This window comes from Caballeronia sp. 11_S32, from assembly GCF_056930355.1.
Window position 1 is genome coordinate 2,773,779 of sequence record NZ_JBXOWH010000003.1, and the last position, 22,786, is coordinate 2,796,564.

19 protein-coding genes and 2 pseudogenes are annotated in these 22,786 nt (G+C 58.0%); 4 read left to right on the plus strand and 17 right to left on the minus strand.

Annotation, left to right across the window (positions count from 1 at the left end):
- Nucleotides 1-308 precede the first annotated feature (308 nt).
- From AC1Z32_RS24665 to AC1Z32_RS24695, 7 genes and pseudogenes are all read right to left on the minus strand, one after another.
- Nucleotides 309-1,067, minus strand: a complete 759-nt coding sequence (locus tag AC1Z32_RS24665) for an enoyl-CoA hydratase/isomerase family protein (RefSeq protein WP_483481379.1) — start codon at nucleotides 1,065-1,067, stop codon at nucleotides 309-311.
- Complete coding sequence (locus AC1Z32_RS24670; RefSeq protein WP_483481380.1) at nucleotides 1,064-2,212, minus strand: CaiB/BaiF CoA transferase family protein; 1,149 nt, start codon at nucleotides 2,210-2,212, stop codon at nucleotides 1,064-1,066. The genes AC1Z32_RS24665 and AC1Z32_RS24670 overlap by 4 nt, the downstream gene beginning before the upstream one ends.
- Before the next feature lie 116 nt (nucleotides 2,213-2,328).
- Nucleotides 2,329-3,768, minus strand: coding sequence for a TIGR00366 family protein (locus AC1Z32_RS24675; RefSeq protein ID WP_063959043.1), 1,440 nt, complete (start codon nucleotides 3,766-3,768; stop codon nucleotides 2,329-2,331).
- Nucleotides 3,769-3,873: 105 nt separating this feature from the next.
- Nucleotides 3,874-4,989: a Rieske 2Fe-2S domain-containing protein gene (locus AC1Z32_RS24680; RefSeq protein ID WP_483481381.1), complete on the minus strand. Its 1,116-nt coding sequence runs from the start codon at nucleotides 4,987-4,989 to the stop codon at nucleotides 3,874-3,876.
- Between the two features lie 89 nt (nucleotides 4,990-5,078).
- Nucleotides 5,079-6,104, minus strand: a complete 1,026-nt coding sequence (locus tag AC1Z32_RS24685; RefSeq protein WP_483481382.1) for a PDR/VanB family oxidoreductase — start codon at nucleotides 6,102-6,104, stop codon at nucleotides 5,079-5,081.
- 162 nt (nucleotides 6,105-6,266) lie between these two features.
- Nucleotides 6,267-7,169, minus strand: a complete 903-nt coding sequence (locus tag AC1Z32_RS24690) for a LysR family transcriptional regulator (protein WP_483481383.1) — start codon at nucleotides 7,167-7,169, stop codon at nucleotides 6,267-6,269.
- A gap of 290 nt (nucleotides 7,170-7,459) precedes the next feature.
- A pseudogene (locus AC1Z32_RS24695) lies at nucleotides 7,460-9,335 on the minus strand (AAA family ATPase).
- A gap of 194 nt (nucleotides 9,336-9,529) precedes the next feature.
- Between AC1Z32_RS24695 and argG the strand changes: the two are divergent.
- Together argG and AC1Z32_RS24705 are read left to right on the plus strand one after the other, a co-directional pair.
- Nucleotides 9,530-10,864, plus strand: a complete 1,335-nt coding sequence (gene argG, locus AC1Z32_RS24700; protein WP_483481384.1) for an argininosuccinate synthase — start codon at nucleotides 9,530-9,532, stop codon at nucleotides 10,862-10,864.
- A 126-nt stretch (nucleotides 10,865-10,990) separates the two neighbouring features.
- Nucleotides 10,991-11,314, plus strand: a complete 324-nt coding sequence (locus AC1Z32_RS24705) for a hypothetical protein (protein WP_483481385.1) — start codon at nucleotides 10,991-10,993, stop codon at nucleotides 11,312-11,314.
- 371 nt (nucleotides 11,315-11,685) lie between these two features.
- On the opposite strand, the gene AC1Z32_RS24710 is transcribed toward AC1Z32_RS24705, so the two are convergent.
- Nucleotides 11,686-12,996, minus strand: a complete 1,311-nt coding sequence (locus AC1Z32_RS24710) for a phosphatase PAP2 family protein (protein WP_483481386.1) — start codon at nucleotides 12,994-12,996, stop codon at nucleotides 11,686-11,688.
- Between the two features lie 113 nt (nucleotides 12,997-13,109).
- On the opposite strand from AC1Z32_RS24710, the gene AC1Z32_RS24715 reads away from it, so the two are divergent.
- Nucleotides 13,110-14,159 carry a hypothetical protein gene (locus AC1Z32_RS24715; protein ID WP_483481387.1) on the plus strand — a complete coding sequence of 350 codons (1,050 nt, stop codon included), beginning with the start codon at nucleotides 13,110-13,112 and terminating at the stop codon, nucleotides 14,157-14,159.
- Between the two features lie 462 nt (nucleotides 14,160-14,621).
- On the opposite strand, the gene AC1Z32_RS24720 is transcribed toward AC1Z32_RS24715, so the two are convergent.
- A complete protein-coding gene (locus AC1Z32_RS24720; protein WP_483481388.1) occupies nucleotides 14,622-15,011 on the minus strand; it encodes a type II toxin-antitoxin system VapC family toxin in 390 nt (129 codons plus the stop codon).
- Nucleotides 15,008-15,259 carry a type II toxin-antitoxin system Phd/YefM family antitoxin gene (locus tag AC1Z32_RS24725; RefSeq protein WP_483481389.1) on the minus strand — a complete coding sequence of 84 codons (252 nt, stop codon included), beginning with the start codon at nucleotides 15,257-15,259 and terminating at the stop codon, nucleotides 15,008-15,010. The genes AC1Z32_RS24720 and AC1Z32_RS24725 overlap by 4 nt, the downstream gene beginning before the upstream one ends.
- Nucleotides 15,260-16,174: 915 nt before the next feature.
- Here AC1Z32_RS24725 and AC1Z32_RS24730 point away from each other — a divergent pair.
- Nucleotides 16,175-16,465 carry a hypothetical protein gene (locus tag AC1Z32_RS24730; RefSeq protein WP_483481390.1) on the plus strand — a complete coding sequence of 97 codons (291 nt, stop codon included), beginning with the start codon at nucleotides 16,175-16,177 and terminating at the stop codon, nucleotides 16,463-16,465.
- 244 nt (nucleotides 16,466-16,709) lie between these two features.
- Here the strand turns inward: AC1Z32_RS24730 and AC1Z32_RS24735 are convergent, their stop codons facing one another.
- From AC1Z32_RS24735 to AC1Z32_RS24765, 7 genes and pseudogenes are all read right to left on the minus strand, one after another.
- Nucleotides 16,710-17,246 carry a GNAT family N-acetyltransferase gene (locus AC1Z32_RS24735; protein ID WP_483481391.1) on the minus strand — a complete coding sequence of 179 codons (537 nt, stop codon included), beginning with the start codon at nucleotides 17,244-17,246 and terminating at the stop codon, nucleotides 16,710-16,712.
- Nucleotides 17,243-17,521, minus strand: a complete 279-nt coding sequence (locus AC1Z32_RS24740) for a type II toxin-antitoxin system TacA family antitoxin (protein WP_483481392.1) — start codon at nucleotides 17,519-17,521, stop codon at nucleotides 17,243-17,245. Before AC1Z32_RS24740 ends, AC1Z32_RS24735 begins: the two co-directional genes overlap by 4 nt.
- Before the next feature lie 416 nt (nucleotides 17,522-17,937).
- A pseudogene (locus AC1Z32_RS24745) lies at nucleotides 17,938-18,066 on the minus strand (transposase); the annotation flags it as partial.
- A 61-nt stretch (nucleotides 18,067-18,127) separates the two neighbouring features.
- Nucleotides 18,128-18,319, minus strand: a complete 192-nt coding sequence (locus AC1Z32_RS24750) for an integrase core domain-containing protein (RefSeq protein ID WP_483481736.1) — start codon at nucleotides 18,317-18,319, stop codon at nucleotides 18,128-18,130.
- Nucleotides 18,320-18,827: 508 nt separating this feature from the next.
- Complete coding sequence (locus tag AC1Z32_RS24755) at nucleotides 18,828-19,304, minus strand: hypothetical protein (RefSeq protein ID WP_483481393.1); 477 nt, start codon at nucleotides 19,302-19,304, stop codon at nucleotides 18,828-18,830.
- Between the two features lie 629 nt (nucleotides 19,305-19,933).
- Nucleotides 19,934-20,656, minus strand: coding sequence for a nuclease-related domain-containing protein (locus AC1Z32_RS24760; protein WP_483481394.1), 723 nt, complete (start codon nucleotides 20,654-20,656; stop codon nucleotides 19,934-19,936).
- Nucleotides 20,657-21,639: 983 nt separating this feature from the next.
- Nucleotides 21,640-22,638, minus strand: a complete 999-nt coding sequence (locus AC1Z32_RS24765; protein WP_483481395.1) for a hypothetical protein — start codon at nucleotides 22,636-22,638, stop codon at nucleotides 21,640-21,642.
- Nucleotides 22,639-22,786: the final 148 nt, after the last annotated feature.

Below are 22,786 nucleotides of genomic sequence, written 5' to 3' on the forward strand. Positions count from 1 at the left end.
TCACCCAACACTCTGTCGGCAAAGACCCCTATGTCAGCATGAATACTAATAGCGATTCTCGCGCCGCTTTTTGCACCCGTTTTCAGAACCGCTTCAGAAACAGCAGGGATGTCGTCGAGCGACTTACTCCAAACGACGGGTTGAGGATTGACCCTAAATACATCGAGATAGTGCCGATCGCCGCTTCGATGCTGGCGCATTGAATATGCGTGCCGCGTTGAAGACTATTTCGGTCAGGGTGGCCAACCAGCGTTCGAAATGATTGACTGGCGCGGAACTTGTTTGCAACTCGCTGTGCCAGGCGCCAATCATACCGTTTGAGAGTTGTAGCAACCGCCCTCATGCTTCGTCGACGAAGACAAATAGGTCGCAATTCGTTTCTGTAGACCTGGGGCAGACGCGGAGCGCACTAAAGCCGCAAGATCGGAATCAGCGCGGTCTGGATCGAGGACCCGCCGGAGCAGTGCGCGGCTTCCTGCGGGTAACGCATTGACGCGGTCGACCGCCTCTGAGATTACCTGGTCGTATTCAGTTGGGCCTGCCACACGCTCGATGAAACCATTCGCGGTCGCACGTTCGACATCAAACGTTGCGGCAATTTCAAGGAGGCGCTGCGCCTCGCGTGTACCCACTATGCGAGCAAAGCGAGCCGATCCCAGGACAAGTCCGAACATGAGGCCGGGCATTCGGAACGTCGTACCCGGCGCTGCGACTCGTAAATTACAAGATGCGATCAAGTCAACCCCCGCGCCGAAGTTGCGCCCATGAGCCAGTGCCGCCGTGAAGCATGGTGAAGTTGCGATCTTGTTAAGAAGGGTTTCAATGCGGATAAAACGTAGCACAAGATCGCCCTCACTCTGCATTTGCACGTCAGTCATGTCAAAACCCGCGCTGAAGCAACGACCTTCGCCCTGCAGTACAACCAGAGGAGTTCCCGCGGCTTCAGCATCGTCGAACGCTTGAATCAGGTCTTCAACGATGCTTGAAGAGAGGGCATTCAACTTGTCGGGCCGATTGAGCGTTATGACCGTATGCGTCGGTTGACTAACGACGAGAATGCTGCTCATGCCTCGACCGCCGACTTTCTTAGCAGTTCGGCGTTGTGCTCGCCGAGCGCGGGAGGCCTCATCCGTATCCCTGGGGTCTTGCCTGAGAATTTAACGGGCGACCCAAAAGTCTTGGTTTGCACTCCGTTCGGCAACTCGAGAGCCTGAACCCATTGCATGTGTTCTACCTGTATGTCCTTGAGCACCTGGGAATACGTGTTGATGGGCGCACATGGTACGCCTGCTTCTCGAAATCGAGCGATCCAATATTCGGCGTCTTGGTTCGCGAAAATCGCTTCAAGCGTTTCGCGCAACTCGACTTGATGCTGCGCGCGCAATGTCGTCGAGGTGTATCGTGCGTCCTGTTCGAGCTCAGGACGCTCAACAACTCTGCAGACCGACTTCCATAGGGCGTTATTGCCCGCGGCCATGCCAAAGTAGGTATCGCGCGCCTTGAACGCCTGATAGGGTGCGTTACGCGGGTGCGCCGAGCCAAGCTTCTGAGGATCGCGTCCCGTACCGAAGTACTCCGAGGTCTGCAAAGCAGCAATGGCGAGCGTAGCACCAAGCATCGGCACATCGATGTGTGTGCCTTCGCCCGTTTGCGCGACGCCTCGCAGGGCGGACACCACCGAGAATGCCGCGTAGAGACCAGCTGAAAAATCAGCGAGCGGTACCCCGCACTTCACTGGTGCACCCTCTGGTTCGCCCGTAATGCTCATGATCCCGCTCATCGCCTGCACGGTAAGGTCGAAGCCGCCTTCTTGCGAGCGCGGTCCCGTTTGCCCGTATGCGGAGATCGAACAGTACACGATGGACGGCCTTGTTGCCCGAATGGCCTCATAGCCAAGCCCAAGCCGATCCATTACGCCCGGCCGATTGTTTTCGATGACTACATCAGCGGTCTTGATCAGCGTTCGGGCTTGCTCGATGTCTGCCGGATCCTTCAAGTCAAGCGTGACCGAGCGCTTGTTTCGATTGAGCGAGGCAAAGTTCTCGCTGTATCCGTCCGATATGGGCGGCCAGGCACGAAGTGTATCGCCGCCCTGAGGGTGTTCGACCTTGATGACATCTGCGCCCATGTCCGCGAGCAGCATGCCGCAAAACGGACCTGCGGCCACGTGGCAAAACTCGATGACCCTAATTCCCTGAAGAGGTTGACTCATGGGTTTTGCTCCAATAGATCCTTTGAACCCGCTGCTGTCACCTATGTCGGGTTCGTTCGAGTTGGCAGCGCAGCTATGGCACGCTGTGTTCGGTTGCTTGTGCGTTAGGCCGTGCATCAGCCGCCGGTCCATCCGGGCACCACGAATAGGTACAGAAAACCGAGCAGGGATCCCGCGGTCAGAAAGATCACGAGCGTAAATCCCAGCACACGCTGCACGCCAACGCCCGCGATCGCGACGACGGGTATCGCCCAGAAGGGCTGCAGCAAACTGCCCGCCATCTCTCCCGCAGCTATCGCCATCGACGTTCCGGGAAGCGACGCACCGAGCTGCATCGCGGCGGGTATCGTGAACGGACCTTGCACCGCCCAATGCCCGCCGCCACTGGGGATGAACAAGGTGATGACGCCCGAGGCGAGATAGCTCAAAAACGGCAGCGTGGAACCCGACGCGACGTGGATGTATGCATGCGCGACCGTCTCGTCAAGCGCAGTCGCGCCCATGATGCCCATGATTCCGCCGTAGAACGGGTATTGCAGCAACATCGGACCGGTGACCTTGGCTGCTTCCGTCACCGCACCGACATAGCGGCGCGGGCTTCCATGCAAGCACAATCCCGCCAGCAGAAAAATGAAGATCACCGCGTTGATGTCGAGGCTCACGCCGTGGCGAACCCATTGAGTCGCCAGATAAACGGCGCCGGCCAGCACGAAAACCATGGCGCAGAGACGGGAACGGTCGAGCATGCCGGCGACAGTTTTGTTGCGCGGTTCGACCGCTTCCTCAAGCTTCTTTTCCTCGGCTTCGAGTAGCTTAGCGTCCGCGGCAATGACGTCCCTATCCGCAGGCCGCATTAGTATGAAGACGACCGGGATGAGGATCATTGCCGCGACGCCGCCGAGGAGGTTCCAACTCGTGAACACCGTCTGTGAAAGCGGCACTGCAACGTGGGTGTGCTTCTCCACGATGTTCAGCGGATTGCCCGGTGACGCGATGGACAATGCAATTGAACTCGACATGCCGGTGAACGCCCACAACACCCAGGAGCTATAGGCCGCGGCGACCAACCACGCAAAATCCACCTTCACCTGCCTCGCGACCTGTTTCGACAGCAGTGCGCCGATGACCAGACCGAAGCCCCAGTTCAGGAAGGTTGCGGCCGCACCAACCCCAAACACCAGCAGCACTGCCGACGTCGGCCCGACCGCAAGCCGGCTCACGCTGCGCAAGCCTGCCTTGATGAGCGGTGCGCTTGCAAGCGCATATCCCGTGACGAGCACGAGCACCATCTGGAACGCGAAGGTGAAGATACCGAAGATGCCCTTGTACCAGCCGGAGAGAATCACATCGGGCGTTCCCTTGGGCGCAAAGATAAGCGCGAGGACAGCGACCATCACCGTCAATAGAATGACGATGACGAACGGGTCCGGCATCACTCTTTCGAACACATACACGCAAGAGGATACGGCCCGCTGCAACAGCGTCTTTCGGTCGTCCGAGTCGCTCGGTGCACCTTCAGGCCTGACGGCCAACGACGAGGTATCGTGAGTTTCCATAGTATGTCTCCTGAACCAAGGTCGATGTTCTCGTAGTGAAGGCCGCCCGGCCCATTTTTGCGGCGCCGACTGGGTCTTCTATAGGCGGCAGCGACCTCTCGGCTTTCACGCCATCGCAGATTCCTTCGCGGGCGCGTTCTGTTCTATCGGGGCGATCTGAAGGTCGCGCTCCTTGCGCTGCTGACTCATGAGAATCTGGCGTGCGCGACGCAGCGCCTTGTCGGTCTTGAGGAAGAGCTCCGAATACCCGTCGTCCGGATACTCCATCATGCGTTGCTGACGTTCCAGCGCCCACTCGTCCTGCGCGACGACTGCCGGGAACATCTCCGCGACCTTCCTCGCAGTCGGCATGTTCGGGTCGCTCAGCGTGGTGTGCCAATTCTTGCAGGACACGTTCCATCGCCAGACAAGATTGCGCTCGTCAACAGGCAGGTGAAGATGAAGTAGCGTGTAGCCGCGCTCCTTGTCGGTACCCAGTTCGCCTTCTGGCGCAACGCGCATCACGACGCGCGTGAGGCCAGGGCTCACCATGCAATGCGTGTGGATCCGTTCGATCTGGTCGTACAGGAACCACTCCTTCAGATACGGCGGCTGCTTGTAGCCGTGCACATGGCGTGTCGTGCGTACAAACGTGTGTCCTTCGCTCTCGCCCTCTTCAAGCTCGACGGGAATCGTGCTGTTTTCCTTATCGCCAATATTGCCGTCGTGAAGCGGATAAAAGTGCGTGATGTCCAGCAGATTCTCAATGAGCAGCAGATAGTTCGCCGGCACATGGAGCGGCTCGGGAGAGCCGATCGAAAGGTTCTCCGAATCCGTGATCTCGTGCGTGCGCGGCGGGTCGAAGCGTTGCGATCCAGCGGGGTTGCCGGGCCAGACCCACACTACGCCGTCCTGCTCGCGTACCGGCACCACGCTTAGGCGCGCTTGAGGAGGAATCGGCTTGTCGGGCGCGGAGGGAATCGCGGTACATTTGCCCGACGTGTCGTAGCACAAACCATGATAGGCGCACTCTAGTTGGCCATTGTCGAGCAGCTTGCTTTGCGAGAGCGGGAATCGCTTATGGCAGCAGCGGTCGTCGAACGCAACGATCTCGCTGCTCTCAGCACGCCACATCACGATGGGCCGATTGACGATCTTGTGTCCCTGCAACTGCCCTACGGGAAACTCGGACGAAAAGCCAATTGGATACCAGCAGTCTTTCACGTATTCGAACGCACTCATGGGACGAGTCCTCTCCAGGTCGACGGGGAACACTGAGCAAGCGGAGACCGTCGCTCAGACTGATGAGTTGAACAGCGCTTACTTCGCGCTCAGAGATCGAGAACGAGCGTCGGACTTTTCGAGCGTGAGCAGCAGATCATCACGAACTCTTCCCGGTCTTCGTCGTCGAGCACGGTGTCGCGATGCAGCGGCTCGCCCGCGAGATAGCGAGTCATGCAGGTGCCGCAATAGCCTTCGCAGCACGAGGTGTCCACCGCGACGTCATGTGCGCGCAGCACATCAATGATCGATTCGCCTGGCTGCACGGTGCAGCGCTTTCCGGAGCGGCGCAATTCGACATCGAACGGTGTATCGCTTGCACGCCCGTCCACAGCGGACGACGGCGCCACCGCCCCACTCGCCGAGAAGCGCTCACAGTGACGCGTGCTGGCGGGCCAGTGCGCGCTTGCCGCCTCGATCGCATCCATGAATGGGCCCGGTCCGCAGTAGTAGAGGTGTGTGCCCTCCCCTTGTTTCGCGAGCGTCGACGCCAGATCAAGTCCCTTTTTCGGGTCTCCTTCGTCAAAATGCAATGACACAAGTCCCTTTTCGACCAGAGGTGTCAGCCGATCCAGAAACGCGGCGCGCTCCGGGGTGCGCGCGCAATAGTGAAGGTGAAACACCTCTCCTCGTCGTTGCACTTCCGCGAGCATCGCCATGATTGGTGTGATGCCAATACCGCCGGCGATGAACAGATGCTTGCGTGCCGGCTCTGCAAGTGCGAAGTGGTTGCGCGGTGGCGAGATCACGATCTTCTGACCAGCACGCAATGTGTCGTGCATCGCGACGGATCCGCCACGCCCCGCTGGATCGCGCAGTACCGCAACGACGTAGCGATGACGCTCGTTGGGCGAGTTGCAAAGGGAGTATTGACGGATAGTAGCGCCTGGAAGATGGACGTCTACATGCGAGCCAGCCGAAAACGCCGGCAAAGCATTGCCATCGAGGCTCACGAATTCGAAGGCGTTAATGTTCTCGGCGAGTGATGTGATGGATTTCAGCGTTACGTCGAGCTTCTTGGGCTGGTCGTCGTCAGGGCGAACAACAGCCTCCTCGCGTGTGAGGACCGCTTCCATGTGTCTTCCTCCTTTTCTCGTGGCACAGTCGGGAGCGAGTCTTTGGGACGCGGGCTGTGCTTGAAATCAACGATATGCCCAGAGAAGGACAAAAACAAACGAGTTACTTGAGCTAAATTCCATCAAAAAAATTGAAGTTACGTTGTGCACCGCACAAGGACTTCAACGCGTGACCGCTCCGGTGCGCACGAAATCGCTGACCTCACAGGCCAATTCCGCGACCGCGCGAGCGAGGGAATACGTCTGGCCGGTAGGACAGGCCGCAATAAATTCGACTGGCTTGAGCGGATTCGTCACCTGAACAATCGCGAGTTTTTTCTGAGCGATTTCCTGCTCATATGAGCGCACCGGCAAGTATGAAACTCCCATGCCGGCCATTGACATGGAGGCCGCCACAGCAACGCTTTTGCAGCGTGCAAGATAGCGGCACCGCACGTGCTCGGTGAGAAACCAGTCCTCCAGCGCCGTGTAATGAAATGACGATTGCTTCATACCGATAATCGGATACTCGGCAAGTTCATGCGGCGAATACGTGTGCTGATCGAGTCCGAGGGTCGGACTTGCCATCCATTGGAAGTCAACAGTCCCAAGGGAGAGCGTCGATACTCCCGGCGTACGCGTATGTCCAGGCGCGAGGATCAACTCCAGTTCAGCCTGATGGAGACTGGCCATGAGTTCTGCCGTCAACGCCTCTTCGATCTCGAGCCGAACGTTGGGAAAGCGTTCGGCGATCCGCGTGATGAGTCGAGGCAGCCAGGTCATGGTGACAACTTCCGCGACCCCGAATCGGACAGTCCCCGACACTGCCTCTGGCGCGCCTACTCGATGCTCGAGTTCGGTCGATAGATCAAGGATTCGGCTCGCATAGTCCATCAACTCGCGCCCCTTGGGAGTGAGTCGCGCGTTCCGATGGGTTCGGTCGAACAAATCGACGCCCAACGCGCGCTCGAGCTCTCGCACCCGCATCGAAACGGCCGATTGGGTCGCGTATAGACGCTCGGCGGCGGCCGAGAAGCTTCCGAGCTTGACAGTCCAGAAGAACGTCTCTAACTGCTGAAGGGTCATGTTCGCTCCGCATCGTTCAAGGCGATCTGGGCACTGGTGCAAGCTTACGAGCTTGCTTGGCCGTCGTCAGCCGTGAAATGTCCGACCGTCGTAAAGCTTCAATCTTGCTCAAGGGTCGAACTCAAGCAGTAACTCGTCAACTTCTTACCTTGGAACTGACCCGATGCGACGCGACTGGCAGCTTCTGATTTTGGCTGACAATCGATTCGAGCCACTGAGCGCCACGCTCACCCGCGTGCTTCCGGACTAAACGCCGACGCACTGAAGCGCCCCGTTTTTCGCTCGAGCGACTACATGACTTCGCCCGTGCGAATGAGATCGTGGACATATGCGCCGGGCACCGTCTCGGCCTCGGTCAGCGTGGTTGTAACATCGCGCAGAATCGATTGATTCCGCAGAGCAGATCGACGCAGCGCTCGTTCACCTCATTCAATAGCCCATTGGCCGGTTCAATCACGCCGTCGAGTTGCCGCCCGGCGTTCTCGCGCGGCAGCGCGGCGAGGCTGCACAGATTGCCTTGGCTGCCGAAGCCGAGCCGCGACACCATCTCCAGACTGATGCGCGATGCTTCCTGCAAGTCCTGGGCCGCGCCGCTCGATACCTCGCCGAACACCAGCAACTCCGCAATGCGTCCGCCGAGCAGCACCATCAGTTCCTTTTCCAGATCGCTGCGGCGATACAGATGCTTGTCCTGCGACTTCGTGACGAGTGCCATGCGCAACGCACCGCCGCGCGGCAGCACGGTCAGTTCTTCCAGCACGCCCGCGCCCAGTAGCGCCGCGACGATGCCATGCCCCGCCTCATGCACGCCGACGCGACGCACTTCGTCCGTATCGAGCGCCTTCTCCGCGACGCTCACATCGCCGATACGCACGACCTTGATCGCCTCGCGCAGATGCTCCGCGCACACCATGCTCGCGCCTTGCTTGCGCGCGATCAGCCCGGCGTGATTGACGATGATCGACAGCGACGCGGGCGACAAACCAGCCGTCAGTCGGGCGAGTTGCTCGCAGTCGATATCCGCCGAACGCGACGGCAGCTTGTCCAGGTAATATTCAAAAATCTTCACGCGATCCGATACATCCGGCAGACGCACCGGCACGATGCGATCGAGGCGGCCCGGACGGCGCAGCGCTTCGTCGGGATTCTCGGGGAAGTTGGTTGGGGCGACGAGAACCACGCCTTCGTTCTTCTCGAAGCCGTCCATCTCCGCGAGCAACGGATTGATGATGCGGTTGCACGCTCGGCATCGGCGGAACCGGACTCGCCGCTGGTCGGTGCGGCGAGTCCGTTGGCTTCATCGATGAAGATCACCACCGGGCCACGCTTGCGCGCCGTCTTGAACAGATGCTTGACCTTCTGAATGCCGCCCCCTAATACTCCGCGCTGAAAAAGCTCCCCGTGATGGCAATGAAGTGCGCGCCGCATTCACCGGCCAAGGCCTGCGCGAGCCGCGTTTTGCCGACGCCGGGACCGCCCGTCATCAGCACGCCGCAGGGCGGGCGGATGCCCATTTTCCTGAACGACACCGGATCGCGCAGCTAGGCCTTGATGTCTTCGAGCGCGGCCTTCGCAACGACCGCGCCGATCACGTCGTCGAAGCTCATGTCGGGTGGCTCGGTGAGCAGCGTGACGTCGCCCTTCATCTCGCGGCACATGTACCAGAACATCAGGGCTAGCAGCAGGAACACCAGCATGCTGGCCGAATCGCGTAGCAAGCCGAGCAGCGCGCCGAAGCCTGCCTGTGCGCCGATGGAGACGTTCAACAGCCAAGCGATCTGGTAGTCCGGCGCGCTTTCGGCCTTGGTTGGATGGAGTAGCAGCGACTACGAGAACACCGCGAAGCGATCGGTGACGAAGTAGCGCGTGCCGATTTTCGTCGATACGAGGATGGCGTCGAGCGCCACGCCAATCGCGCAAACGCGCTTCTCGCGGATGTCCGCGAGCATGCGCGAGGCGTCCTTCTCGGCATGCGCCCATGGCGACGAATCCTGCCGCATCTGATAGACGATGCTCGTCGCCGGAAATGGCTTGTCACGCTGGTCCGCCATGCCGTGCCGCAGCGTGCCCGAGCCGATGCCGATCAGTGCGGCGACGAGCGCAGCAGGCGATGAGCAGCCGCCGTCGGCCGCGCCGAGCCCACAGTCCGTTCTTTCGCAGTTTCATGGGATTTTCCTGGTATGGCCTATGTGTGTGTCCCTCTTATGCGAGGACTTGCCTGTCATGCGCCGGACCGAGGACGCGTCATCATCGTTTTCCCGGCCCCATCCCATTTCTCGCCGAACTTGTCAACGGGCTGGGCATGCCTGATACTCACAGACCGGCGAGTTTTTCCTATGTCGATTTTGACGGTATTGCTCATGAGCACAATTCTCGAAAGTCTCCCGACTGGCCAAAAGGTCGGTATCGCGTTCTCCGGCGGCCTCGACACGAGCGCCGCGCTCCACTGGATGAAGAAAAAGGGCGCTGTGCCTTACGCCTATACGGCAAACCTCGGCCAGCCCGACGAGGACGACTACGATTCGATCCCGCGCCGCGCGACCGAATACGGCGCAGCAGGCGCGCGCCTGATCGACTGCCGCACGCAACTCGTCTCCGAAGGCATCGCTGCGCTGCAAAGCGGCGCCTTCCACGTATCGACGGCGGGCGTCACCTACTTCAACACAACGCCGCTTGGCCGCGCCGTTACGGGCACGATGCTCGTGGCCGCGATGAAGGAAGACGGGGTCAATATCTGGGGCGACGGCAGCACGTACAAGGGCAACGACATCGAGCGTTTCTACCGCTACGGTCTGCTCGTCAACCCCGATCTGAAGATCTACAAGCCGTGGCTCGATCAACAGTTCATCGACGAACTCGGCGGCCGCTCGGAGATGTCGGAGTTCATGCGTCAGTCGGGTTTCGCCTACAAGATGTCGGCAGAAAAGGCCTATTCGACTGATTCGAACCTGCTCGGCGCGACGCACGAAGCCAAGGATCTCGAAAGCCTCGAGTCCGGCATCAGGATCGTGAATCCGATCATGGGCGTGGCGTTCTGGCGTGACGACGTGAAGGTCGACCGCGAAGAAGTCACGATCCGCTTCGAGGAAGGCCAGCCGGTTGCGCTCAATGGGAAGACCTTTCCGAACATGGTCGAGCTGATGCTGGAGGCCAATCGCATCGGCGGGCGGCATGGTCTGGGCATGAGCGATCAGATCGAGAACCGCATCATCGAGGCAAAGAGTCGCGGCATTTACGAAGCGCCGGGTCTGGCGCTACTGTACATCGCGTATGAGCGCCTCGTTACCGGGATTCACAACGAGGACACGATCGAGCAGTATCGCGAGAACGGTCGTCGACTGGGACGTCTGCTCTATCAGGGGCGCTGGTTCGATCCGCAGGCCATCATGTTGCGCGAGACGGCGCAACGCTGGGTCGCGCGTGTGATTACCGGTGAAGTCACCGTCGAGCTGCGCCGCGGTAACGACTATTCGATTCTCAGCACGAAGTCGCCGAATCTGACCTATCAGCCGGAGCGTCTGTCGATGGAGAAGGTCGCATCGACGTTTTCGCCAAAGGACCGCATCGGCCAGCTCACGATGCGCAATCTCGACATCACGGATACGCGCGACAAGCTGCGGATTTATGCGCAGGTCGGGTTGCTGACGCCGGGGGAGTCGTCGGCGTTGCCGCAGATCAAGGCGGATAAGGAGTAAGGCGCTCTTTATTCGCTTTGGGCAGAGGAACGGCCACGGGTGGTGGTTCCTCTGCATCGCCGAGAGACGTCAACTTGTCAACTCAGCCTAAAAGAATCACGGCTGCCGTGGCGAGTGCGCATATCGATGACATTTGTGACACGACGGGATCGTCGTCGAGCGCGGCGCGCAAAAATTCGGGGGCGGCTCGACTCAAAGAGCGTTCATCGAACGCAGGAAGTCTGCGTCACTTCGTCGACCGACATTCAGCGACAAACTTTAAGCCGGCCGTTCGACGAAGCAACCGTATCAAACAACTACTGGGGGACGACTGACAACACGCTGATCGCGTCGCGCATAGTCGACAAGAACACCAACGACAACCTCCATGGCGAAATCAAGTACACACCGACATTGGAAGCACCCGACAACGCTACACCGGTCGATACCACTCGCCTGGCAACCCTGTAAAAATCCGACGTCGGACGAAGCCGAATCGCCCCTGGATGCACTGTGCCGTTATTGAAGCCCAGACGCCCTTGCGGGTCTGGGCTTTAGGCTCTCTGTGGCCGGCAGCGGCCTATCGTCGCGCAATCCGAGCGCCGTCGAAGATGGCCTTTTGTTTCACACTGTTCGATCCGGAAGATTCGAATTCGGCTCGTCGCGCCCGGGCTCAGGTAGCCTGCAATTTTTCGACAAACACTGCTCGGCGACCAACCGCGGCCCGATTGCCACTTGATGCCCCATCCGAAGCGACCTGCGCTGCCCGCCCCACTGCCGACGGTCGATACCGAATAGCCGTGGTCGGCATTGCGCCGGCAGCGCATCGGGTGCGCTGCCCATCACGGACCTTCAGCATCGAAACGTTCAGAACCGGAAGGGTTCGCCTGCCGGCCAAGGAAAATTTTTTCGGCGCTTTGACGATCAGCCCCTTGTACGCGCCGATCCTTTTGGAGCATGCTCGTCTGAACAAGGGTCCCGAGTGCGCGACGAGTAACAACACGTTGGCCTACGTTCCCGCGAATCGATTTTCCGTCACCGATACGTCGAGAAAGGTATATTGCGCAAGCCGACAGCAGTAGCCCAGCAAGGATGTCCGATAGATAGTGTGCGCCGTGGCGAATGGCCGAAATCGTCATTGCGATATTAAGCAATATCGAAGCCGGGTAAACATACCGGACATGGCGTACAGCATACGCAAATAGAACGGCAGCCGCTGCGTGCATTGATGGAATCGAGACTAGCCCCTCCGCAAGGTCAAGATCGACACTCCTAAGCGCCCCGTCCCTAAGGGGGAAAAACTGGGACCACGGTGATGGACCATAAGGATCATAGAGATCATAGGCGAAAAACGGATTCGAGGCAGGAAAAAATGCCGATACAGTAATCGAGACTAGTGTAACGAAAAAGAAAAGGAACAAGAATTCGGCCAGTTCATAGACATATCCCCTCGTCGACAAGATCACCAGCGTGAAAATAATTTGAGGTGCCCAAAGGGCGTAGATGAATAAAGATAGGCACTCCAGAAACGGATGCGCGGAGTACCACGCCGCGAGGTGTTCCCAGTGAAAACCCAACGTATTATCGAACTCTATGAGTACGTGGTCGACCAGAGGGGCATTAGTGGAAACTGCAAGAGATTGCAAAACCAACGACGCTTTCATGAAAATTGCCATGTAAGCCATGCAAAGCAACCCCACGATCCAGCCTGCGAGGTTAACAGACTTGGATAGGTCGGAGAACCTGTCCATTCTATAAATGCGATACATCAATACGATACAGAGAACAAAGATAGGTGCGGATCTCCATCCGCCATGAGTGGTGACATGGAATCCAGTTCGCCTCAGGGCGAAGATGTCCCAGACGACGACTAATGCCAAGACAGTTGCCGAAGCGGCCAAGCATCTCGCGATTCTTAAGTCCGGTGCAAAATTCTTGAAAAGTTGCGCGATTATGATTTTTTTAAGCGCTGAAACGTTCACGATACCCCTTGTAATTTGAGATGTCTTAGGCGTCTTTCTCTGCCCGCCGATGATGACAATAACGTCTCCTCTGCCGCTGCGCTCGTTAGTAGCCGACTTCGACAAGCAAATCGACAGGCCGCCAGTGTTCGCCGTCACCGGGCGCTCAACGGTGCTCTCCTCCCGCACCATGTGCCTCTAACCATCGTGGCTACCATCAGAGGCACGCCCGACCACGTATCGTTATCGACAAGTGCGTGCAAAACCTTAGGCGTCTGGCCGGATAATCGTGAGACATTCGGAGATTGGCTCGTACGCGTAAAATCCGACCAGATCTTTCAGTTATCGCTGACCGAGATCGCGTTCACCCTCGCCTTCGTTCTGATGCTGTTGCTCGACTATATGATCGTGCGGGCGGACCTGCATGCCTCCGAATTGCAGCTTTCGCTCGCGAAATCGGCGCAGCTCGACATGCACGCGAGCGTTTCGACGAAGCGCGCGAGAAACTCGGCGAAGCGCTTGCCAAGGCGGGCGCCAAACCCGACGACGTCATCACGTCGCTGGTCGACCAATCGATACTTATTGAAGAACGCGACACGCTCAAGAAGCAAGTGTCAGATCTCGACAAGCAACTGAGCGCACTGACCGAAGTGAAAAAAACGTTTGAGGCGACGCATGATAAGCGAAACGTCAACGAGCGCGTGCGCCAGGACATTAACGAGGCGCTTGCGTTGAAAGCAACGCTTGAGAAACAATTGGTCGGCAAGGATGTCGCCGCCGAAGCCCTGGCGGCCGTTGTGCTGAAGAAAGAAGTCGAGAAGCAACTTGAGGCGCAGATGGGCGAGTCTTATGCTTCAGGGAACGAACAAACGCTCGCTCACGACCTCGTCGCAGCTCGCAAAGAAATGACCAGCGTGTCGAGCGGCGCCGGCGCTGTGGTCAATGTCGCGAAGGCCAACGCGGATCTGCGCGGTCAGGTCGCGTTTCTGAAGGCGCGTCTCGATGCGCGTGGCGGACGTGACTTCCCGCCTTGCTGGGCAGACGAGGAGACTGGAAGGGTGGAATTTTTGTTCAGGATCGAAATCGACCGCGACGGTATCCGAGTCATGCCCGCATGGCCCGAAAAGCGCCAAGCTGATGCGATGGCCTTGCCCGGAGCATCGGGTTTCAACGATTCGCATACACTTTCGTTGGCCCAGTTTTCATCGAAGATGCAAGGGATCGATCGCATCAGCAAGGAAAGGAACTGCAGGCACTATGTGTACATCAGGAATCGTGTGATTGACCTCGCGTTGTTCAATCGTTCGCGCTATACCATCGAAAATTTCTTTTATAAGCTCGAATTGCGCAGTTGACTTCGAGTTCTGCTGGAGGCTCGTAGCGTGGAATCCAGCTGTGCTGGAACGTCTGGCCGCGATAGGTGCTACTGCCGATCGACGACGACAACGCGGTCCTTATCTGGCCTGCTCATTTCCGTCTGCCTTTCATCTTCCCACGGTCGCTGGACATTCCAAGGCTTGGTCGACTGAACGAGGTGGCCCGCACCGATGAGCGAGCAGGCGCAAAGCATGTGTGCAAAGCGGTCAGCCAGTCGCTGCTGAGCGCGGATAGGCGATGCGAGCATCCATAGATTTGACGTCGACACGGCGGTTCGCGAAGACTTGCCCTCGGGGCCAAGCACATATGTGCCGGCTCGCTTCGATTCAACTTGATAGTGGCGTGATCGCCGCCCACGTTGCGTGCTCTTGCCGCGAACGATCATGCGAGGTGGGTATGGATGATGGTCTTGACGATCCTGCTTGTGTTAGTCGAAGCGATCAGACGTACCGCACCGGGGCAGAATCGTACTGCCGCACGATGTCATCGTGCGTAAGGAGCACGATTCCTTCCGAGATCGCCTGAGCGATTAGCATCCTATCAAACGGATCTCTGTGAATCGGCGGAAGCTGCAGTATCTCGAGGGCGTGATGAGCCTCGATCGAGAGCTCTTTGTATCCGGCGTCGAGAAGGTTCGTTCGAAAAATGCGGGCATCGAGTTGGAAATCGGGACGTCGCAGCGAGCTCTTGATGACGATCTCCCAGATACTCTGAACACTGAAGTAAAGCGTGTTGGTCGGATCTTCGATCAGGCTGCGCGCTTGCTCGGACAGCGCTGGATCATCGCCTGCCGCCCAGATGAGCAGATGCGTATCGAGAAGAAACTTCACTTCGTCTTGCCCTCGAACATATCAGCGATCTCGTCCGCACCCATCGTATCGAAGTCAGCAGGCACCTTTAGCTGTCCCTTCATGAACCCAATACGCCTAGGCGGTTTCTCCGCTTCTGTACCTATCCTGACAACCTTGACCAACGGCTTACCCGCTTTCGCAATAACGAACGGCTGTCCGCCGTTCACCGTCTCATCGATGAGCTTTGAGAGGTTGGTCTTTGCTTCGTGCATGTTGAACGTGCGCATTTGCACCCCATTAAACTTAGTTTAGTGGGCTTAGTTTATTCCGGCGGTCACGAAATTGCAACCGTATCGAATTTCCCACCCCGAGACGAGCTGCCATCGTTTTTGCCGACGAGCCGACAGCCCTCGCGCGACAATTTATCGCTCGCGGACGCGGCAGAATGCGGAAGCTAACCGCCGGAACTCCCGACGCGGTCGTTGTCGGCCGCTGCCCGCTTCCGGGAAAGGTACGACGCCCACCCCTTCTAGCAGCGCATAGCGAGCCAGCGAACGAACAGGCGTCGTGGCAGGAGTTGCTGCTCGATCTGAAATCGCGTGGCCTGCAGGCCGGTCCGTTGCTCGCAGTCGGCGACGGAGCAATGGGTTTGCATACGCCAGAGAGATAGTCGCCGTTCGATAGATCCGGATGTCTGTCTGTTTCCGGCCGACGCGGCACGGGCGAGTTTCGCCGCGATGCGTTCCAGTTCACTCAGAAGCGATTCGAGTTCCACTTGCTGGATCGGCGCAATGGCGGGCGCATGCCGCAGTTCCCCGATGCGCTCACGCCAGTACGATATCGGGCACGCTGCGATGCCAATGCCGCGATCGGATCATCTTTGCGAGATGATCAATCTCCTTGTTGATGAAATGTCTCGTAATGTAGGTGAGGTCGCGTCCTTGAGACACGCCCGCGTCCCCCAAAAGCTTCAAACAACAAGAGAAATGCACGTCTTTTATGCCCTCTCGTCCGCGATTTGCGCGCCGGGAATCATAGCGCTTACTTATCTACATGATAAGTAACATGACTTGGCTAATTTTCTGTCACCCGGAGATGCTAAGATTTGATTCAGCGCATTCAACCCGTTTCTTCATGGGGCTAAAAAAAGCTTATTCGATGCCTATTTTCGCTTTCTGAATCTAGCTCAGGCGGTACAGACCTTGCCCTCGGTGCCAAAGCTCGATGCGGCCGAGGAACGCTTGCTTGCAGCACTCACGGCGTCGTGGCATGCGGGTCATAAACTCACGGTCACCGAGACGATGTCGCTGTCCGTCGCGGGCGCTCCGGCTACCGTGCATCGCAAGCTGACGAACCTTAGAGAGCAGGGACTCGTATCCGTCGAGGAAAGCCTGGACGACTTGCGCGTCAAGACCGTCGTGCCGACGGGCAGGGCGTTGGCATATTTCGAGAAGCTCGCGGCCTGTCTCGAGGAGGCAGAGAACATGCGCTGAGCATAGGGCGCGCCTCGGTTTCACCGCTCAGGCGGTGATACGACGCATCCAGCGTTGTATTGGGAAAAGCGGGTGGAGAGCGCCTGAGGAAAGGCGGGATAAACGGATACCTGTTAGCACAATTAACGTACCTCAACAACAACAGTGGAACTCACGTCGGAACTACGCAGCGCGAACGACCTTGCCGCTTATCGGAATGGGGAAGCGGAGCCATTGCCGGCGTCTGCCAATGTGCGGGTGGACGCTATAGCTTGCCCGCGGCGCTCAGCGCACTTTCGAGCGTCTTAAGAGGAATGACCATAGGGATAGGAAAACCCGCCGGCATGCCGGTCAATCGCTCCGCCCCTCTCTCCTCGTACCACTTTGCGGCGCGCTCGGTTTTGGCGTCGATGAAGAGCGCAACGCCGCCGACTTCGCCGGCGACTTTGATACATCGCAGGGCCGCCGCGAGCAGCAGCTGCGTGCCGAGCCCCTTGCCATGTTGGCCTCGATCGATTGCGAGGCGAGCGAGGCGAAAGCCTGGCACTGCGTGGCGCGGCAAACCCCTGCGCGTGCTTTCCGGTGTCTGTTCGTAGTTGGCCGAGGTCGGCGCAAGCGAGTAATAACCAAGCACCCGGCCGGTTGAGTCATCGATTGCGAGAAACGTCTTGGCGCCGCCGCTTTCGTGGTTCTGGCGCGCGAACTTCCGCAGATAGTGGTTCAGCTCATTATCGTTGCAGTCGAACGCGTCCCGATCGTGAGCCTTCTGAATGGGCTCTTCATGCCAGTTCGGTACGGTCATACGGACTTCGGCAGCGCTTTGGCGGCGGCAAGAAGCTTGTCGTTCGGCGCGGGCGGATTTTCCAGCAACGCCAGCACGCGCAAATAGCTGTCTTCCGCCAGCTTGATTTGCTCTGCGGCGGCGATCACCGCATCGGCTTCGCGCAGCGCGGCCTGGGTCACGAAGCTAGTCAGGTCGACATGGTTGAGGTTCGCTGCGCGCGTGAGACGAGACTTAACCTCGGGCGGTACCCGAAGATTCATTCGCTGATTGTCGTCAACAGCAGCGCGCGGCATGACGTCCTCCATCCTTTGGTGGGTACAGTGTACATATTCAAAGCGTACAGATTTTTGGAGACGCCGTCAAATCGTGCGTCTTGAAGACGTACATTTCGACGATGCCGGGGTTATGTCCCCACTTCGAAACCGGAGGGGTCATGAAGGGCTGGGGTAGCCGCTCTATCTCAGCCAGCAACCATTTCAGCTGGGCTGATGTTGTGCTTTTGCCGTCGACGCCAAATTGAATTACTCTTGCCGACGCGTCGGTGAGCGGAGGGCAAAGCTCGCGAATGCGCCGCTCCGAGGACCAAATCGACGATGCCCCGGGTTCACGAGAATCTCGGCATCCGCATCAAAGCGGCGTCGGCGTCAACACGTCGCCGCGGGCAACGTCCTGAACGCGCTGCCGAAGTCACAGCAAGGCAAAGCTGAATGTGAAACCAACAGCGCTGGCCTCGCGTCGCGGGAAACACTTCCTCCAGTGCGGCCCAGAAACCCATTGCTCCGTCGCCGACTGCGAGCAACGGACCGGCCTGCAGGCCACGCGATTTCAGATCGAGCAGAGAGGTGGCGCCGCTTGTTCGGACAGGGTCCTGAGATTTTCAAGTGGAACCACCGGTGCGCTCATGCTGCCGATTTGATCGCAGGCAGCGTCGCGAAGTATGCCTCATCCGGCGTACGGTCTTCCAGACTCGAATGAGGTCGTCTCTGGTTGTACAGTGTGACCCACCGTCGAGACGTACTGCATCGAGGGGCGGCGGGCTGATATGACTGCCGTCTCGATCGAGATCGGTCTCGGTTTCGGTACGTCTGAATTTCCTGAGGGCAACGCTCAGCCGTTCGACACTTTGGCGCCCGCTATCTCCTTATAAGACACACTTTTATTCCCCGGTCAAAACTGCTTCTTCGCGGTCAGGGTTGTGATTGTGGCTCTCTATACATCCATTTTGGATGAAAGGCAAACCGCGCCGTGGGGCGCGGCTCGCATAGCCGAAATCAAAGTGCAGCTATCGGTGTCGCTGTTTGTAATGGGGCACATCTGCTAAAAGAGAAGCGTCGCAGGTTCCAAAAGCGCACCCACATTCCAAGTCTTGGTCGACGGGACGAGATACGCTGCGCCGATCAGTGAGCACGCGCTGAGCATGTGCGCGAAGCGACCATTGAGGCATTGTTGAGCGCGGCTAAGCCCTTTGGCGAACCACGCGTTGCGACGCGGTTCGCCTTACTTGCATCAGACCACATGTACGCTGACGACATGCCGAACATCATGTGGCTCAATCCGATGCCACTAGCATCTGAACGAGGCAGTCACGGAACTGAAGACTTACTTGGACGATCGATGATCGTCGGAAAAACACATGTGTCCCACTACGTACAGCGTCACCGATGCGAAGCCAAGCAACACCGCTTCAATGACCGCGCGTGCGTCCCAAGCCTTGGCAGAATAAACGATGTAGCATGCGCCAATTAGCGCCCACGCGCTCAACAAGTGAGCAAAACGCCCATTGAGTCGCCGCTGACAGACGGTTGGCGTTTCAAACAGTTGCAGTTTCGATAACCAGCGCTCGCCAAGGCCAAGTCTCGCGCCCACAACATATTCAGCGTCAGAGTTGCATTCAACCCGATAGGTGACCCCGTCAAGCTTGACTCTGATAGTCGTGCGACGCTCCGTCTTTTCGAGGATACCAAGCAAAGCCCTCAGTCGCGGCGACAAGATAAGACGGGATGACGTCTGCACCACAACATGGTCGGTTAGCGCCAGACCGCCTGCATACCGGACTTCTAATACAGCTTCTTTCATAAAACCTCCTTAGGTGGGAAAGGGTTTGCTTTCGGCGTACGCCGAAAGCGGACTACAGCGGTTGAAATCACAACGATGGGGCCGCAGGTTTGCGCGCCGCAATGAACAAAGCCAATCGGCCGAGAAGCGCGGGCACGATCAAAACCAAAAGAAATTGCAGAGGCACGCGAATAGTTGCGTCGATAAACGCTCGGTCTGACCGGCCTGCATCAAAAGATGCGACGGACGATGATGGCGACAAATTGGAACTAACTGATAAGGCCGAGCTTGTCCCGGAGCGTCGCCGGGTCGAGAGATGACAATTCGATGAGAGGCGCGCAAGAGTCGCTCGCCTGTGGTGTCGATGCGTTAAAACGCGGTGTGTACATTCAATATAGACCGACATCCATGCTCGGCCAGGTTGAAAGCTTCGAAAAAACGCCGTCTTTCCACTTTGGTTCGACTACGCACCGGGCTTGTCCGTGCCGATGCTTAGAGACAGCCCTTGTGGCGCGGCGTTGGCCATGTTGAACCGGCGCTGCGCCCCCACTACCCCCTTGTTTTCGGTTCGTCTCGCTTTCGTTGTCGTTCCGATTCCTGTACTTGTCTGCGTCACCGGCGGTTACAAAGCGACGGGCAGGCGCCCGGAGTCAGTTGCTTGATCGGCTGCGCGGACATGCCCGATCGATGTGGCTAGCAAGACGGGCTGTGTCCAGATACCGTGCATGCGTCGCGCGAAAGTGGTTCAATCTCGTCCGTAAGAAGTGAAGTAATTCGGGCAACGTGAGGACCCCATCGGGTGCCGTCGGATGAAGGCGGCATTCGGTCTCAGCAAATATGGCGATGCTCTCGACCGGGCAATCGTGGTGAGATAGCACTGACCGTAAATGACGTACCGCCGGCTTCGCACGACGTAGGGGTGACGTGTGCACCGTGACGCCGCCCGAGTCGTCAACCACGAGCAACTCATCTTCGTTGGTCGTGGGTCTGACGTTGCCTCGCCAATCGTAGTAGTTGACGACGAAAACACCGAAAGGCGTAACAGCAAGGCAATGGACCAATGTCGTCGCGTTCTCAGTGCCCGGCGCATGTTCGAGGGTTAGGTCTTCGCTCAAGTGCACTTGGCCCTCGCACACACGGCTGAATACAGGTGCGATTTGGCGGCGCAACCAACGGCAGAGGCGCCGGCGGTGTGCCGCGATGGCCGACTCGTGCTCTCGTAGGTGAGTAAGGTGATCGGTGCCGCTTAGCATCCGATCGTTCGACAGATGGCGCAGGGTATCCCGTTTTTGAGGTGGCTCTCTCATTTTTTCTCTCACGTTTTGTTTAGCGAGGCGTGCTCGGTGTCGCCCGAGCGCGGGGCGCTGCATCATTGCGGCGCATAGACGTTGTGGTGTCGCGAAACCTCACATCCCGGCATTCCGCCCGCGACGCCCACGCGACCCGCAGCAGCGTTTAGGTCCTTCTGTTGCGTGTTGTGCGCGCTTGACCGCTCCCCGCTGAGGGAGCGCTCACGCACATCGGCTGCGACATGATGCGTGTGCAAGAAGAAGGGTTCGCAGGGCACCGACGCGCTTCATCTGGACCGGGACGAGACAAGTTTCCTTCTCGAGACGCTCAAGCCGCCGCAGCCAATAGGACCGATCGAGGCCAAGCGGAATGGGCGGTGCGTTTGGGCTCAAAAGGAGACGTATCACGCCCTCGAGATGCTTTAAATCAGCGTCAGCGCACCGTGACGGACGCTTCAACTCGGACGCAGGCGCATTCGCGATTAATTGACGCTTTAGCACGCGCATGCCTTGCCTTCGCAAGTACGCGGACGCTGCACGCGCATCGGCTTACGGGTTCGGGCACGAGACCACATGAGACGTGTCGTACGCTGCTCAATTGGGACGGTTCGCGCTCGCTTACCGGGTAGCGCATGACACAAAGGCTTGGTTGTTGGCATGTCGGCAGAGATCTGGTTTGCACAAAACCAGCATGCCTGCCACCAAAAGAAGTCAAGGCGCCGCCGCGACTGCAACGATCGAAGATGGAAGGCCGGAGCCGCGGCAAGCAGGACGGAGGCGCTGCGCCCTGGGCGCCAAGACAACGACGAACAGATAAAGCCGTGAGCCTACCCATTCGTTTGGAGGTTATCTGCCGCTCGCCGCGCTCGGTCGCGAAGAATAGCGTGCCGCCGCCCTATGTGTTCACCTGCGTCGAGGCGGCGTTGCGAGCGTATATTACAGAGCGCGAAACGCCGGTTCGCGCGACACCATCGGCCGGCGGAACCGCAGTGATCGTAATAGCCAAGGTCGACGAACGTCGACTCCTCGCGTCCCAGACACTACCTGCATTGCATCGCTATACCGTTCTAGGAAGATCGGGGCGCGAACGTACTTGGCAAACGGTTCGAGAACAACTTTCGTTGTTCGAAGATGCCATAGAACTCCCGCATGAATTCGACAAACTCAGTACTGGTGGTGCGCTTTTTCAGAACCTTGCTGATTGCTCTCGCTATCTCGAGCCGGTACCTCCAAAGCAATTCGCGATCTTTACACTCGATCACTAGCCGGTTTTGGCCTCTTCCCTTCTTGATGCGAACGCGGGTAAAAGTCGAAGGGCAAATATTCTCGGCGTTCAGCTCGGACAAGATGTTCGCCGCCGTGCGGCCGCTCGCATCAAACATCGACTCCATACCTCGTGCCCGCACGAGCATTTCATCAATGCCCAATTCGTCTTTAAGCGCGAGAAGTCTTTTTCCAACGGCAAAGGTAAGGTCTTTCTCACGGAATAAATGCCGAATCGCGTCGGGCAGTTCCCTGATCGAGACGGCAACGCTAACATTCCGTCGCGAAACACCGAGCGCTTTAGCGCAGGCACTAAAATTGGCCCACTCCCCGTTGGTCACACCAAGGTGATACCGGTCAGAGATGTTTTTGGGCAGATCGAGCGTGCGGGAAGCGATCTTGAGAGGGTCCTGTCCTGACCAACGTAGCATTTTCTTAGAATGCAGCGCTTGGCCTTTTACAATCTTCAGTACCGCCTGATTGGAGTGTTGCGCATTGGACGCCCCGCTCTGCTGTATACGGCTGAGCACGGTCTTGAGCCCCTCATGGATAATCGTATGGCGGATCACTCGAACAGTGTGGCTACTGATGCCCACATGGTCTTCAAATAGGTCAAGAATCTCAACGGGCAACTCATGCAGTTGCAATGCTAACGACAAGTCACCTTGGCTAACGCCCAACGTACTCAATGCGCCAAGTTGCGTTTTCCATTTCCCGTCGTTGAGTCCTTCCTGGTATAGCTGAGCAAGTCTTAAGCAACTGCGACGGCTTATCAAGCGATAAGGTCTTTTTGATGTTTTCATCTGGTCTCCTTTCGTTCAGCGCCTGAATGATCGCATACTTGTCGCTCAAATGAGAAAGTTCTGAAGATGACGCCACAAACATTTTTTTAATCTGAGTGAAAGCCGTATAAAAAACACCCTGTTTTAACTTTTCTCTTTTCAGAATACT

What these genes read in the sequence shown, in the direction of transcription:
- AC1Z32_RS24710 (WP_483481386.1), bottom strand. Translation starts at nt 12,996, where the DNA reads ATGGTGCGGGAGGAGAGCACCGTTGAGCGCCCGGTGACGGCGAACACT.
- AC1Z32_RS24755 (WP_483481393.1), bottom strand. Translation starts at nt 19,304, where the DNA reads ATGAAAGAAGCTGTATTAGAAGTCCGGTATGCAGGCGGTCTGGCGCTA.
- AC1Z32_RS24765 (WP_483481395.1), bottom strand. Translation starts at nt 22,638, where the DNA reads ATGAAAACATCAAAAAGACCTTATCGCTTGATAAGCCGTCGCAGTTGC.
- AC1Z32_RS24705 (WP_483481385.1), top strand. Translation starts at nt 10,991, where the DNA reads ATGACATTTGTGACACGACGGGATCGTCGTCGAGCGCGGCGCGCAAAA.
- AC1Z32_RS24735 (WP_483481391.1), bottom strand. Translation starts at nt 17,246, where the DNA reads ATGACCGTACCGAACTGGCATGAAGAGCCCATTCAGAAGGCTCACGAT.
- AC1Z32_RS24665 (WP_483481379.1), bottom strand. Translation starts at nt 1,067, where the DNA reads ATGAGCAGCATTCTCGTCGTTAGTCAACCGACGCATACGGTCATAACG.
- AC1Z32_RS24725 (WP_483481389.1), bottom strand. Translation starts at nt 15,259, where the DNA reads ATGCGCACGTTCAACATGCACGAAGCAAAGACCAACCTCTCAAAGCTC.
- AC1Z32_RS24675 (WP_063959043.1), bottom strand. Translation starts at nt 3,768, where the DNA reads ATGGAAACTCACGATACCTCGTCGTTGGCCGTCAGGCCTGAAGGTGCA.
- AC1Z32_RS24670 (WP_483481380.1), bottom strand. Translation starts at nt 2,212, where the DNA reads ATGAGTCAACCTCTTCAGGGAATTAGGGTCATCGAGTTTTGCCACGTG.
- argG (WP_483481384.1), top strand. Translation starts at nt 9,530, where the DNA reads ATGAGCACAATTCTCGAAAGTCTCCCGACTGGCCAAAAGGTCGGTATC.
- AC1Z32_RS24680 (WP_483481381.1), bottom strand. Translation starts at nt 4,989, where the DNA reads ATGAGTGCGTTCGAATACGTGAAAGACTGCTGGTATCCAATTGGCTTT.
- AC1Z32_RS24760 (WP_483481394.1), bottom strand. Translation starts at nt 20,656, where the DNA reads ATGATGCAGCGCCCCGCGCTCGGGCGACACCGAGCACGCCTCGCTAAA.
- AC1Z32_RS24690 (WP_483481383.1), bottom strand. Translation starts at nt 7,169, where the DNA reads ATGACCCTTCAGCAGTTAGAGACGTTCTTCTGGACTGTCAAGCTCGGA.
- AC1Z32_RS24685 (WP_483481382.1), bottom strand. Translation starts at nt 6,104, where the DNA reads ATGGAAGCGGTCCTCACACGCGAGGAGGCTGTTGTTCGCCCTGACGAC.
- AC1Z32_RS24740 (WP_483481392.1), bottom strand. Translation starts at nt 17,521, where the DNA reads ATGCCGCGCGCTGCTGTTGACGACAATCAGCGAATGAATCTTCGGGTA.